This window comes from Paenimyroides ummariense (genome assembly GCF_900115115.1).
GTDB classification, from domain to species: Bacteria; Bacteroidota; Bacteroidia; order Flavobacteriales; family Flavobacteriaceae; genus Flavobacterium; species Flavobacterium ummariense.
On sequence record NZ_FOVI01000003.1, the window covers coordinates 131,448 to 145,336 of the forward strand.

Annotated in this window: 13 protein-coding genes; 9 read left to right on the forward strand and 4 right to left on the reverse strand. The window is 33.1% G+C overall.

All coding sequences use genetic code 11. From position 1 onward, the window contains the following. From BM253_RS03535 to dnaB, 6 genes are all read left to right on the forward strand, one after another. Positions 1–711 carry a hypothetical protein gene (locus tag BM253_RS03535; protein WP_143095576.1) on the forward strand — a complete coding sequence of 237 codons (711 nt, stop codon included), beginning with the start codon at positions 1–3 and terminating at the stop codon, positions 709–711. Positions 712–774: 63 nt separating this feature from the next. Next, positions 775–1,905, forward strand: coding sequence for a tRNA guanosine(34) transglycosylase Tgt (gene tgt / locus BM253_RS03540; RefSeq protein WP_091519236.1), 1,131 nt, complete (start codon positions 775–777; stop codon positions 1,903–1,905). A gap of 10 nt (positions 1,906–1,915) precedes the next feature. Continuing rightward, positions 1,916–2,989: an LptF/LptG family permease gene (locus BM253_RS03545; protein ID WP_091519239.1), complete on the forward strand. Its 1,074-nt coding sequence runs from the start codon at positions 1,916–1,918 to the stop codon at positions 2,987–2,989. Further along, complete coding sequence (locus BM253_RS03550) at positions 2,976–3,860, forward strand: DMT family transporter (RefSeq protein WP_091519243.1); 885 nt, start codon at positions 2,976–2,978, stop codon at positions 3,858–3,860. The genes BM253_RS03545 and BM253_RS03550 overlap by 14 nt, the downstream gene beginning before the upstream one ends. Before the next feature lie 53 nt (positions 3,861–3,913). Next, on the forward strand, positions 3,914–4,867 hold the full coding sequence (locus BM253_RS03555; RefSeq protein ID WP_091519247.1) for an acetyl-CoA carboxylase carboxyltransferase subunit alpha: 954 nt from the start codon (positions 3,914–3,916) through the stop codon (positions 4,865–4,867). Between the two features lie 151 nt (positions 4,868–5,018). After that, on the forward strand, positions 5,019–6,545 hold the full coding sequence (gene dnaB / locus BM253_RS03560) for a replicative DNA helicase (RefSeq protein WP_091519250.1): 1,527 nt from the start codon (positions 5,019–5,021) through the stop codon (positions 6,543–6,545). A 33-nt stretch (positions 6,546–6,578) separates the two neighbouring features. Here the strand turns inward: dnaB and BM253_RS03565 are convergent, their stop codons facing one another. Beyond that, positions 6,579–7,604, reverse strand: a complete 1,026-nt coding sequence (locus tag BM253_RS03565) for a helix-turn-helix transcriptional regulator (protein ID WP_091519254.1) — start codon at positions 7,602–7,604, stop codon at positions 6,579–6,581. Between the two features lie 206 nt (positions 7,605–7,810). Here BM253_RS03565 and BM253_RS03570 point away from each other — a divergent pair, with 206 nt between their 5' ends. The 3 genes from BM253_RS03570 to BM253_RS03580 are packed head-to-tail and all read left to right on the forward strand — an operon-like array spanning position 7,811 to position 11,041. Then, positions 7,811–8,590, forward strand: coding sequence for a nucleotidyltransferase domain-containing protein (locus BM253_RS03570; RefSeq protein ID WP_091519258.1), 780 nt, complete (start codon positions 7,811–7,813; stop codon positions 8,588–8,590). After that, positions 8,562–9,617 carry a DNA polymerase beta superfamily protein gene (locus BM253_RS03575; protein WP_091519472.1) on the forward strand — a complete coding sequence of 352 codons (1,056 nt, stop codon included), beginning with the start codon at positions 8,562–8,564 and terminating at the stop codon, positions 9,615–9,617. Before BM253_RS03570 ends, BM253_RS03575 begins: the two co-directional genes overlap by 29 nt. 2 nt (positions 9,618–9,619) lie before the next feature. Then, positions 9,620–11,041 carry an RtcB family protein gene (locus BM253_RS03580; RefSeq protein WP_091519261.1) on the forward strand — a complete coding sequence of 474 codons (1,422 nt, stop codon included), beginning with the start codon at positions 9,620–9,622 and terminating at the stop codon, positions 11,039–11,041. A 36-nt stretch (positions 11,042–11,077) separates the two neighbouring features. Here the strand turns inward: BM253_RS03580 and BM253_RS03585 are convergent, their stop codons facing one another. From BM253_RS03585 to lpdA, 3 genes are all read right to left on the reverse strand, one after another. Further along, entirely contained in the window at positions 11,078–11,686 is a 609-nt protein-coding gene (locus BM253_RS03585; protein ID WP_143095577.1) for a hypothetical protein, read from the reverse strand. A 29-nt stretch (positions 11,687–11,715) separates the two neighbouring features. Further along, entirely contained in the window at positions 11,716–12,330 is a 615-nt protein-coding gene (locus BM253_RS03590; RefSeq protein ID WP_091519269.1) for a hypothetical protein, read from the reverse strand. Positions 12,331–12,443: 113 nt separating this feature from the next. After that, positions 12,444–13,835 carry a dihydrolipoyl dehydrogenase gene (gene lpdA, locus BM253_RS03595; protein ID WP_091519272.1) on the reverse strand — a complete coding sequence of 464 codons (1,392 nt, stop codon included), beginning with the start codon at positions 13,833–13,835 and terminating at the stop codon, positions 12,444–12,446. Between the last annotated feature and the right edge of the window lie 54 nt (positions 13,836–13,889).

Sequence of the window (13,889 nt, forward strand, 5' to 3'; positions counted from 1 at the left end):
ATGAAAAAATTACTACTATATATTTTGTTTTTATTTATGATAGCTTGTTCTACTGACGATGAAGCAAACATGTTAGATCTACCAGAGATTGAAACACCACTACATGGCTTAAGAATTAAACAGGTCGAGGGTGATAATACAACACAATACTTTTACCATAAAAATGGTTTTGTCGATTCTATTTCTTTCATTGGAGAAAACATTATTGCAGAGAAATTTGTTTATAATGATGTAAATCAGATTATTGAAAAGCGATTTGTTTCTAAAAAGGCATCAGATACTAATTTTAGTATTTATAATACTTCATATTTTACTTATAACAACAAAAAGCAAATAATATTCATAAAAACGTATAACAAAAATAATACGCTAGCTTCACAACAATCTTTAACTTATAATGACGATGGTAGTTTATACAACCCCACACAAATTGTAAAAGATGGTAATTTAGTGCAACAGAATGCTTCACAGCGATCTACAATATTTACCTTTGACACAAATCCAAATCCATTTTTTAATATTTATCCAAAAGCATATCGTGTGGCGTTTTATATCAATAAAAACAATATTACATCGCAAAAAACTACAACGCCATATTACACCAATTTCTATGAATATCAGTTAAAGTATAACAGTGAAAATTTTATAATTGAAAAAATTAATCATAATAATCCAGCTAACAGTCGTCTGTCACGATACTACTACTATTAAAAAATGATTAATCAAAAAAAATTCTTTCGAAAGATGTATATTTGCAGCTTGTAAACAACAAGTATGAAATTCGATTTACTGCACACCGATATAAACTCAAAAGCTAGGGCAGGCGTTATTACAACTGACCACGGCGTTATAGAAACTCCAATATTTATGCCCGTTGGAACGGCAGCAACCGTAAAAGGAGTGCACCAGCGCGAACTAAAAGAAGATATTAATCCGGATATTATTTTAGGAAACACGTACCATTTGTATTTGCGTCCAAAAACCGAAATTTTAGAAAAAGCAGGTGGATTACACAAATTCATGAATTGGGACAGAAATATTTTGACCGATTCTGGTGGTTTTCAGGTTTATTCGCTATCAGGCAGAAGAAAAATCAAAGAAGAAGGCGTTAAGTTTAAATCGCATATCGATGGATCTTACCATTTTTTCTCACCGGAAAATGTAATGGAAATTCAACGTACCATTGGTGCCGATATTATTATGGCATTCGATGAATGTACTCCTTATCCTTGTGATTACCGTTATGCACAACGCAGTATGCACATGACGCACCGTTGGTTAGATCGTTGCATTAATCATTTAGAAAAAGTTCCAACAAAATACGGTTACGATCAGGCATTTTTCCCAATTGTTCAAGGATCAACCTTTAAAGATTTACGCGCACAATCGGCAGAATATATTGCAAATGCAGGCGCAGTTGGTAATGCTATTGGCGGATTATCTGTTGGTGAACCTGCCGAAGAAATGTACGAAATGTGCGAAGTGGTAACCAATATCCTTCCTAAAGACAAACCTCGTTATTTAATGGGAGTTGGTACGCCTATAAACATTTTAGAAAACATTGCGTTGGGTATTGATATGTTCGATTGTGTTATGCCTACGCGTAATGCACGTAACGGAATGTTGTTTACCAGCGAAGGTTTCATCAATATAAAAAATAAAAAGTGGGCTGATGATTACAGTCCGATTGATCCAATGGGAAACACTTGGGTTGATACCGATTATTCTAAAGCTTATTTACGTCATTTATTTGTGTCTGATGAATATTTAGGAAAGCAAATTGCAACTATTCACAATCTTGGTTTTTATATGTGGTTGGTACGTGAAGCTCGCAAACAGATTATTGCAGGAACGTTTTATGCTTGGAAAGAAAAAATGGTAAAACAAATGGCAACGCGTTTATAATTTCGGTAGAATGAAAATTATTGACTGGTACATATTAAAAAGATATCTGGGCACATTCTTTGTAATGATTCTGCTTTTTATTCCTATTGGAATTACGGTTGATGTTGCCGAAAAAATCAATAAAATATTAGAAAACGATATTGCTTTAATTGATGTATTAACGTATTACGGCAATTTTACAATTTATTTTGCCAACATGCTTTTCCCGATATTTTTGTTTATTTCCATAATTTGGTTTACATCAAAATTAGCATCGAATACGGAGATTGTTGCTATTTTAAGTTCGGGAATTTCGTATATGCGTTTTCTGCGTCCGTATATTATTGGTGCAACATTTATATCGATTTTCGCTTTATTAATGGGCTTTTTTATTGTTCCAAAAGCAAGTTTGGGTTATAACGATTTTAGATACAAATACTTAAAACGTAAAGAAGTTCGTGAAACGCAAAACGTATTCAAACAGCTCAATAAAAACGAATTCATTTTTGTAAGTAATTTTAGTTATAGTACTAAAACAGGCTATAATTTTACGTTAGAAAAGTTTAAAGGATTAAATCTGGTTTCAAAAATCGAAGCCGGACGAATTGTTTATAACGACAGCACAAAGGATTATACTTTATATAATTATCAAAAAAGAACGGTGGGAGTTCAAGATGATCAGATCGAAAAAGAATCTGAAAAGCGGATGAAGTTTAGTTTTGAAGTGGATGATTTAACACCTGCAATTTATGCTGCCGAGACTATGACACTTTCTGAATTAAATCAATTCATAGAAAAAGAAAAAATGCGAGGATCATCAAACATCAATGCGTATATGGTGGTAAAATACAAAAAGTACAGCGTTCCGGTTTCAGCCTTTATCCTAACAATTATTGCGGTGGCGGTTTCGTCAATGAAGCGTCGCGGTGGAATGGGAGTAAACCTTGCCATGGGCATTGGTTTGGCGTTCACTTATATATTCTTCGATAAAATTTTCGGTACATTGGCAGAAGCCTCAAGTATCAATCCATTATTTGCAGTGTGGTTTCCAAATGTACTGTTCGGAATCCTTGCTGTTTATCTTTTAAATAATGCCAAACGTTAACTTAAAAAATCAGTTACATCTTCATTTAATCGTTTTCATTTGGGGATTTACCGCCATACTAGGTCATTTAATTACTTTAGAAGCCTTGCCTTTAGTTTTTACCAGAATAGCAATAGGTATCAGTGTAATTTTGTTTTATCTGCTGATTAAAAAAAAGAATCTGGCAATTGAACCAAAGGATATTTTTAGATTTTTTATCTTCGGATTTGTAATAGCCTTACATTGGTTAACGTTTTTCTACGCCATTAAAATTTCGAACATATCCATAACATTAGCCTGTCTTTCAACCGGAGCCTTTTTTACTTCGATATTAGAACCAATTTTCTATAAACGAAAGTTTATTCTATATGAAGTATTTTTAGGATGCTTGGTTGTTGTTGGATTATTACTGATTTTTCAGTTCGAAACCCAATACAAAATGGGAATTTTGGTAGCTTTAACATCGGCTTTTTTATCGGCTTCGTTTTCGATCATCAACGGAAAATTGGCAAATACGCACGATAGTGTTGTAATAAGTTTTTATGAATTGGTAGGTGGATTGTTTATTTTGGCATGTTTCTTATTTTTTCAAGGAGGATTTACCGCAGAAAACTTCCACTTTCAACCAAACGATTATATCTGGTTAGGGATTTTAGGATCGATCTGTACGGCTTATCCGTTTATTGCAACCATTGACATAATGAAGTATTTATCGCCTTATACCATAATGCTAACCATAAATTTAGAACCTATTTACGGTATTTTACTGGCGGTTTTTTTATTTAAAGATCAGGAAAAAATGACACCCGCTTTTTACTTTGGCGCATTAATCATTCTGCTTACGGTATTGTTGAATGCCTATTTTAAAAATCGTAAAAAAGCATCGGTATAATTATAAAAACGCTATATTTGTAGCTGCAAAACACATAAAATAGTAAAGGGTTTATGGAGTATTTAGATTTCGAATTACCTATTAAAGAGTTAAACGAACAATTAGATAAATGCCAGATTATTGGTGAAGAATCTGATGTGGATGTTACAGAAACTTGTAAGAATATCGAAAAGAAATTAGAAGAAACCAAAAAAGAAATATACGGTAACTTAAATGCTTGGCAGCGTGTACAATTATCGCGTCATCCAAACCGTCCTTATACATTAGACTATATCAATGCCATTTGTGGTGATTCGTTTTTAGAACTTTTTGGCGACAGAGGTGTTAAAGACGATAAAGCAATGATTGGAGGTTTGGGTAAAATTGGCGATCAGTCGTTCATGTTCATCGGTCAGCAAAAAGGAACCAACACAAAAACACGTCAGTACCGTAATTTTGGTATGGCAAACCCTGAAGGCTACCGCAAAGCCTTACGTTTAATGCGAATGGCAGAAAAATTCAACGTGCCTGTTGTAACTTTTGTTGATACTCCGGGAGCTTATCCAGGTTTAGAAGCCGAAGAACGTGGGCAAGGTGAAGCTATTGCACGCAATATTTTTGAAATGTTCCGTATTAAAGTGCCAATCATCGTTATTATTGTTGGTGAAGGTGCTTCTGGTGGTGCATTGGGAATTGGTGTTGGCGATAAAGTATTTATGTTAGAAAACACTTGGTATTCTGTAATTTCGCCTGAATCTTGTTCATCGATTTTATTCCGCAGTTGGGAATATAAAGAGATTGCTGCAGATGCTTTAAAATTAACATCGGTTGACATGAAGAAAAATCATTTGATTGATGATGTAATTCCTGAACCATTGGGTGGCGCACATTACGATCGTGCAGCTACTTTTGAAACAGTTAAGAAAACTATAGTTAAAACATATAACGAATTATCTAAAAAGAACATCAATACCTTAATTGATGAACGTATGGATAAATACTCTAAAATGGGTGAATTTTCAGAATAATTCAGAACTATAAAATAAAAAAAAGCTGGACATTTTGTTCAGCTTTTTGTTTTATTTAAATTAATTTATCAACACCAAAATATTTTCAATTTTACCAAATAGTTAATAAGTTTAGTTGGTAAAATAGTTTTAAAAAAACTAAATTCGCTTTATGGAACAAGAGAAAGTATTAAGTACGAATTTTAAAACCAATCAGAATATAATTTCCTTAGAAAAAGGAAAAATTCCGCCGCAAGCAGTTGATTTAGAAGAAGCTGTGCTGGGCGCAATGATGATTGATAAAAAAGGAGTTGATGAAGCGATTGATATTTTAAAACCCGATGCATTTTATAAAGATGCCCACAAGCATATTTACGATGCTATTGAAATGCTTTTTAAAGCCAGCCAGCCAATTGATATTTTAACGGTTTCAACCCAGTTAAGAAAAAACGGAAAATTAGAATTAGTAGGTGGCGATTTCTACTTAATTAATCTTACACAGAAAATTGCGTCGTCGGCGCATATCGAGTTCCATTCGCGTATTATTTTACAGAAATTCATTCAACGCAGTCTGATTAAAATTTCGGCAGAAATTATAGAAGATGCGTATGATGAATCTTCGGATATTTTTGAATTGTTAGATCAGGCAGAATCTAAACTATACGATGTAACGCAAGGAAACATTAAGAAAAGTACCGAAACTGCTCAATCATTAGTTGCACAAGCAAAAAAACGTATCGAAGAAATTGGTAAACGAGAAGGTTTATCGGGCTTGCCGACAGGTTTTCATAAATTAGACGGGTTAACATCTGGTTGGCAACCATCTGATTTAATTATTATTGCTGCACGTCCCGGTATGGGTAAAACGGCGTTTGTACTTTCTATGGCTAGAAATATTGCCATTGATGCCAATAAAGGTGTGGCTTTCTTTTCGTTAGAGATGTCGAGTGTGCAGTTAATTACCCGTTTAATTTCATCGGAAACCGGTTTATCTTCTGAAAAATTGAGAACCGGAAAATTAGAGCAACACGAATGGGAGCAATTGAACGTGAAGGTAAAAGATTTAGAAAAAGCACCTTTATTTATAGATGATACGCCTTCGCTATCGATATTCGATTTACGTGCAAAAGCGCGTCGTTTAAAGTCGCAATACGATATTCAATTGATCATTATTGACTATTTACAGTTAATGACAGCCGGTGGAAATGGAAAAGGAGGCGGAAACCGTGAACAGGAAATTTCTACCATTTCGCGTAACTTAAAAGGTTTGGCAAAAGAGTTAGATATTCCGGTTATTGCACTTTCGCAGTTATCGCGTGCGGTTGAAACCCGTGGATCTTCAAAACGCCCATTGCTTTCAGATTTACGTGAATCGGGAGCTATTGAGCAGGATGCCGATATTGTATCGTTTATTTACCGACCTGAATATTATAAAATTGATGTTTGGGACGATGATGAACAAAGCCCGACAGAAGGTCAGGCAGAATTTATCGTGGCAAAACACCGTAATGGTGGTTTAGATAACATACGATTGAAATTCCTTGGTAAGTTTGGTAAGTTTGATAATTTAGATGATGCCTTTATGCCTTTTGATGAATTTCCATCGAGCATGAATGATCGAAATTTAACAAATGATCTACCGCCAAGCGATCAGATTTTTGGTAGCAGTTTTAGTGATGACAGCGATGTTCCTTTTTAAAATATAAAGTCCGAAGAAATTCTTCGGACTTTATTATGAATCATTTTCTGTGTTGTAAATTCTATTATTCTTTGCAACTCTATATTGAATCAGTCTTCTTAAATTTCTTGGACCCAAAACTTCAACGCATTCGCCAAATCCTAAAATTTCACGTTCTAATTCAAAATTTGGGATCACATCAATACGCACAATCATTCCAGTTTCATCTTCCTGAAGAATTTGTTGTGAATGATGAAGCGGTTTGGTTTTTACATACGGAGCGTTTTTAAGATTAAACTTTAAAATAACCTTTTGCGGACGGTCTTTTACACTGCGTGTTACACCAATACATTCACTAAAATAGGTTTCAAAATCGATCCCTTCGTAAGGTTTAAAAAGGTTGGTGTCTAATTCGTAAAAAGCTTCTATTCGATCTAAAGCCAAAGTCACCAAAAGTTTTCCTTTATTGTTTCGAGTGATTAAAAACCAGCGGTTTCGATATTCTTTCAATAAATACGGATGATAAATTTCTTTAATTGCCTGTTTAGATTTGAATGATTTATATTCAATCAACAACGGTTTTTTGTTTAAAATTGCCTGATACAACCTGCTTAAATGATCAATTCCCTTTAACTGTTTATTATCTTCAAATTGAATGTAATTTGGAGTTTTCTTTGCCGATTTGTAAATGTTGTTCTCCAATTTGGCAATCAATTCGCTCATTTCATCAAAATACTGAAAACCGTTAAACTGTTTTAAAAGGGAAACAATTTCCTTCATTTTATCAACATCTTCTTCTTTAATTGGCGATTTTGTGATTGAATATTCCGGATCCTCGTAACTGTAAAATTTACGGTCGGTTACCACAATTGGCGCATTGTATCCCAACTTGTCACTACGCATAAACTGAATATCAGCCTGAATAGTTCGTTTGCTAACACCGGTTGTAATACCTTCAAATTCGTACAAAGCATCCGAAACTTTTTCAATCAAATCTTCCAATGTCCATTTTCTGTAACGATTTTGTAAACATTTATCAATGGTTTTATATCTAATTAAAGCCGATTTGTTGGTTGCCATAGTTATTTGGTGTTAAAAATCAATCAAAAATACAATTTAATGCGCGATGTATTTGCGTAGTTTGATTTATAATTTTGAATGTTTAATAATATTTAGTTTCAATTATTTGATATTTAGTTATTTATAAAATTATTTTAATATTTTTTTATTTACGCATTTAAATTGCGTAGTAAGGCGGTCATCTTTGTAATGTAAAAAGCAATATTATGAAAAAAGTAATAGTTGAAAAACTTAATGAAATAGAAAAGGAGAAAGGAATAAAAATACTTTTTGCTGTAGAATCGGGTAGTAGAGGTTGGGGATTTTTATCAGCAGATAGTGATTTTGATGTTCGATTTATTTATGTGAAACCAAAAAAACATTATTTGCATATTAATGAACAGTCAGATTTTTTTGACTTTCCAATTAATAATGAACTTGATATCAATGGTTGGGATTTAAAGAAATTTCTAAAGCTGTTATATGCTTCAAATGCAACGCCGTTTGAATGGATGCAATCGCCAATTATCTATCAAAAAGAAGAAAATTCCTTTAATTTAATCAAAGAATTACTTCCAAATTATTTTTGCCAGCAAACTTTAATACATCACTATTTAGGTTTGGTTCATAAAAAAATGGAAGTGCTTAACGAGGAAAATATTCGGTTGAAAGATTTCTTTTATATATACAGATCGCTATTAGCCGCAAGATTTGCGATTGAAATTAATCAGTTTCCACCTATGGAATTTTCAAAACTAATGAGTTTGATAGATGATGAATCACTGATAGAAGAAACAAATCGATTGCTGGCTGTAAAGAAAAATGCAAGTGAAAAATATATTGATAAGATCAATTTAGAATTGATTGATTACTTGAAAGTTACTTATAAAGAACTTTCAGATTCTAAAAAAATAAAACGTAAAGGAACATTTGATATAGAATATTTAAATGAAACCTTTTATAAAATAATAACAGATGCTGACGATAGATGTTTTAAAGAAAAATAACCTGATTCTTTTCGAAGGTATTTCGGGAAGTAAGGCTTATGGTTTAAGTACAGAAAAATCGGATACAGATATTCGAGGTGTTTTCTACATGCCTAAAAGTGATTTTTACGGACTTAATTATATCCCACAAGTAAGTAACGAAACCAACGATATTGTTTATTACGAATTAGGGAGATTTATTGAGCTTCTTTCTAAAAATAATCCAAACATTTTAGAAATGTTAGCAACACCAGAACATTGTATCTTACATAAAAGTGATTTAATGAATGATATAAAAGTTAGCGATTTTCTTTCACTTTTAACTAAAGATACTTTTGTGGGTTACGCTTTGTCACAGGTAAAAAAGGCAAAGGGTTTAAACAAGAAAATGTTTCATCCAATAGATAAGGAACGAAAATCAGTTTTAGATTTTTGTTATGTTGTAGAAAACGGTAAAACAATTGAATTACATGCTTGGTTAACGGCTAATAAACTAAATCAAGAAAATTGTGGTTTAAGTAAGCTTAATCATTTAAAAGATACTTATAACCTTTTCTACGATTTTAAAGATGATCTATACAATGGAATATGTAGCGGAGAAAATTCAAACGAAGTAACATTAAGCAGTATTCCAAAAAATACAACATCATCAATATTATTGTATTTTAATAAAGATGCATATTCTACTTATTGTAAAAAATACAGTGAATATTGGGAATGGGTTTCAAAGCGAAATATTGATCGATTTCAATCGAACAAAATGCACGGAAAAGGTTATGATGCTAAAAACATGATGCATACCATACGTTTGTTACAAGTGGCTTTAAAAATTTTTAAGGAAGGTAAATTACTAATAGAAGTTGAAAACAGAGATGAATTATTAGAAATAAAATCTGGAAAATACAGTTATGAAGAAGTTGTGAAAATGGCTGATGATTTAATAGTTGATATAGAACATTATTATGAAAAATCGACATTCATGACAGCTCCCGATTTAAATAAAATTGAAAATTTATTGGTTAAACTTCGTTTAAAATTATACAATTAATCATGAAAAAAATAACAGGAAAAGACTTATTGCGTATAGGTTTTGAAGAAAATATCATTTTAGGAAAAACATTAGATTTTTGTAAAAACTACAAAGGATCTTTAAATAAAGGCGAGATGTTGAACATTTTAAAAAACGTTATTGAAAAGCCTATAGATACATTTGAAACATCAGCTTTTTATTCTTTGGCACAACAAATTATCGCGTTGCAAAAAGAAATGGATAGTGATACCATTCCGTTAGAAACAAATCCTAAACCTTATACTGTTTTTGGTAGCAATTATATTGAAGAAGGAGCCAGAAAGCAAATGGAAATTGCTATGAAACTGCCTGTTTCGGTTGCTGGTGCTTTAATGCCCGATGCACATCAGGGTTACGGCTTGCCGATTGGTGGAGTCTTGGCAACCAGAAACGCGATTATTCCGTATGGTGTGGGGGTTGATATTGGTTGCAGAATGGCACTTTCTATCTATGATATGGAAGAATCGTTTTTCGAAGAAAATCAATCAAAGTTTAAGCGGGAGTTAATCGCACAATCAAATTTTGGGGCAGGAAATGGATTTCGAGGTCAGTATAGATTTGATCACAGAGTTTTGGAAAATCAATTGTTTAATGAAAATCCGCTTTTAAAGAATTTAAAGGATAAAGCATGGGCGCAATTAGGAAGTTCGGGTGGTGGAAACCATTTTGTGGAATTTGGTATCATTGAATTTGCAGAACGTGATGAGCAACTGAATATAGAAAAAGGTAAATATGTGGCTTTGTTAACGCATTCAGGTTCTCGTGGTTTTGGTGCTACCATTGCCGGACATTATACGCAGTTAGCTAAAAAAGTTTGTAAGTTGCCTCAGGAAGCTAAAAATCTGGCTTATTTTGATTTGAATTCAACCGAAGGTCAGGAATATTGGCTGGCTATGAATTTGGCGGGAGATTACGCATCGGCTTGTCATGAAGTGATCCATCAAAAAATGCAAAAAGCGTTAGGTGTAGAAGTTTTAGCTAAGGTTGAAAATCATCATAATTTTGCTTGGAAAGAACAGTGGAATGGGGAAGAAGTGATTGTTCACCGAAAAGGAGCAACGCCTGCAAGTAAAGATGTTATGGGAATTATTCCGGGATCTATGACTGCACCGGGGTTTTTAGTCCGTGGAAAAGGCGAGCCCGAAGCTATTCAGTCGGCATCGCATGGAGCCGGACGACAAATGAGCAGAACACAGGCAAAAAAAGAAATTTCTAAAACCGATTTTAAAGCTATTTTAAAAGATCATAATGTAACTTTGATTGGAGCCGGTTTAGATGAAGCACCTATGGCTTATAAAGATATTCATCAGGTTATGGAAGCTCAAAAAAATCTTATTGATGTTGTGGCTACATTTACGCCCAAAATGGTTCGTATGGCAGATGACGGAAGTAGAGAGGATTAATTTTTAGTTTGTTAGAAAGCGTTGTGAATATTAGTTTTACAACGCTTTTTTTACGCCAAAGTCAATTCCTACTTTTTCAAATAAATCTTCAAGAAGTGAGATTTTTTCTGTACAATCATCATTAAAACTAAACGATGTAACACTTGGAGAAATTATATTGCAACTAAAACAAATTATAAAGTATTCAAACAGTTTATCATTCTCATCAAAAAATAAAATGGCATTTCTTGGAGCGTAACATCCACTTCCTCTCATGCCGTTTGTTTCAATATTTTTTCCAATATTATAAATTATATCAGTTAACTCGTTTTTTTGATCCTCATTTAATTCAATTTTCTCTTCAAAACAATCTGGGTCATATCTTGAATAATCATACTTTAGATATTTAAAATATTTAGGCATGATTTGTCCATAGATGAAATCTTCAGTATTAATATTTGATTTTTTTCTTTGAAAACTTTCTAATTTTTCAATACTTTCTTTATACGAAACAAATAAAATTTTCTTTGATTGGCTAAATGGATAATTCTGATTTCGTCGTTCAATAGAAAATTCGTTAACTCTACTACAAGGAGCGCTATAACCTTGAGCAAATCCAAAATTCATTTTTAGAAAGAAAAATAGTATTAATAATGATACTCTCATAATGTGTTTTTGTTGAAAAATGAAATTCATTAGAACTCTTTTTCTATTCCGTATTTAATACCAGCTTTGGCGAATTGCTCTTTTAGTAGGTATAGTTTTTCACCACATCTATCATATAAATCAATTTCTTTGGTACTTTTTCTAAATCCATTACATTGAAAACAAATTTCTAAAAAGCCAAATAGTTCATCATTCTCATTAAAAAATAAAATCGCATTTCGTGGCGTATAGCATTTAGCTCTTCCAACAGTTAAATTCTTTTTCTTAGTTCCAAAGTTAAAAATCAAATCAGTTAATTCATTTTTCTGATCATCATTTAAATCAACTTTTTCTTCAAAATCATCAGGATTATATCTTGTGAAATCTACCCTAAGAGAGTCAAAATATTCCTGCATAATTTCTCCATGCATATAACTAATTATTTCACCTTTTTCATAGACTCTATCTTTATTCTTTAAAAGTTTTCTGTGATTTTCTTTAAAGGATGTAAACACAACTCTTTTAGCTTTATTAAATGGATAATCTTGATTCCTTTCTTCAACAGAAAAATTCTTGATTCTTACACATTGTGATTCTTCTTTTTGAGCAGAAGCAGAAAAAGATATTATCAATAAACAGAGATTAACTAGAATTCGGAGAATCATAAGTATAATTTTAAAAAGTAAACATACAAAAAAACCTCAAAAGATTAATTCCTTTGAGGTTTATTATTCAGTTCAACCTTTTAAACATTGATCCTTAAACTTTAAACAAAATATTACAAATGAATCACTTCATCGTAAGCAGCAGCAACAGCTTCCATAACTGCTTCACTCATAGTTGGGTGAGGGTGTACTGCTTTTAAAATTTCGTGACCTGTAGTTTCTAATTTACGGGCAACAACTGCTTCTGCAATCATATCGGTAACGCCGGCACCAATCATGTGGCAACCTAACCATTCACCGTATTTCGCATCGAAAATTACTTTTACGAAACCGTCTGGAGTTCCGGCTGCTTTTGCTTTTCCTGATGCAGAGAACGGAAATTTACCCACTTTAATTTCGTAACCCGCTTCTTTTGCTTTTTTCTCTGTCATACCAACCGATGCAATTTCTGGTGTTGCATAAGTACAACCAGGAATGTTTCCGTAATCTAACGGCTCCACATGTAAACCTGCGATTTTCTCTACACATAAAATTCCTTCAGCCGAAGCAACGTGTGCCAAAGCCTGACCCGGAACTACATCGCCAATGGCATAATAACCCGGAATATTTGTCTGATAGAAATCGTTTACCAAAATCTTATCGCGATCTGTAGCAATTCCTGTTTCTTCTAAACCGATATTTTCTATGTTTGATTTGATACCAACTGCAGAAAGTAAAATATCAGCTTCTAAAATTTCTTCACCTTTAGCTGTTTTTACGGTAGCTTTAACGCCTTCTCCAGATGTATCCACTTTTTCAACAGATGAATTGGTCATGATGTTGATTCCTGATTTTTTCAAAGAACGTTCAAATTGTTTTGATACATCTTCGTCTTCAACCGGAACAATGTTTGGCATAAACTCCACAATCGTAACATCAGTTCCCATTGAATTATAGAAATGAGCGAACTCAACACCAATTGCTCCCGAACCAACAACGATCATTTTCTTTGGTTGCGTTGGCAAGGTCATTGCCTGGCGGTAACCAATTACTTTTTTACCATCTTGCGGTAAGTTTGGCAATTCGCGCGAACGTGCACCTGTTGCAATAATAATGTGATCTGCAGAAATTTCGGTTACTTTACCGTCTTTATCTGTAACATCCACTTTTTTGCCTGGTTTTACTTTTCCGAAACCATCGATAACTTCGATTTTGTTTTTCTTCATTAAGAACTGAACACCTTTGCTCATTCCGTCTGCAACACCGCGCGAACGTGCAATAACGGCATTAAAATCTTTATCAACTTCGCCATTGATCGTTAAACCATAATCGGCAGCATGTTTTAAATAATCAAAAACCTGTGCAGATTTTAATAACGCTTTTGTAGGAATACAACCCCAGTTTAAGCAGATTCCGCCTAAATTTTCTTTCTCTACAACTGCAACTTTAAAACCTAATTGCGATGCTCTGATGGCTGTTACGTATCCGCCCGGACCGCTACCTAAGATGATAATATCGTATTTCATTTTTTTAGTTTTTAAGCTTTAAGCATGAAGCTTTAAGCATTGATTGTTTTATTT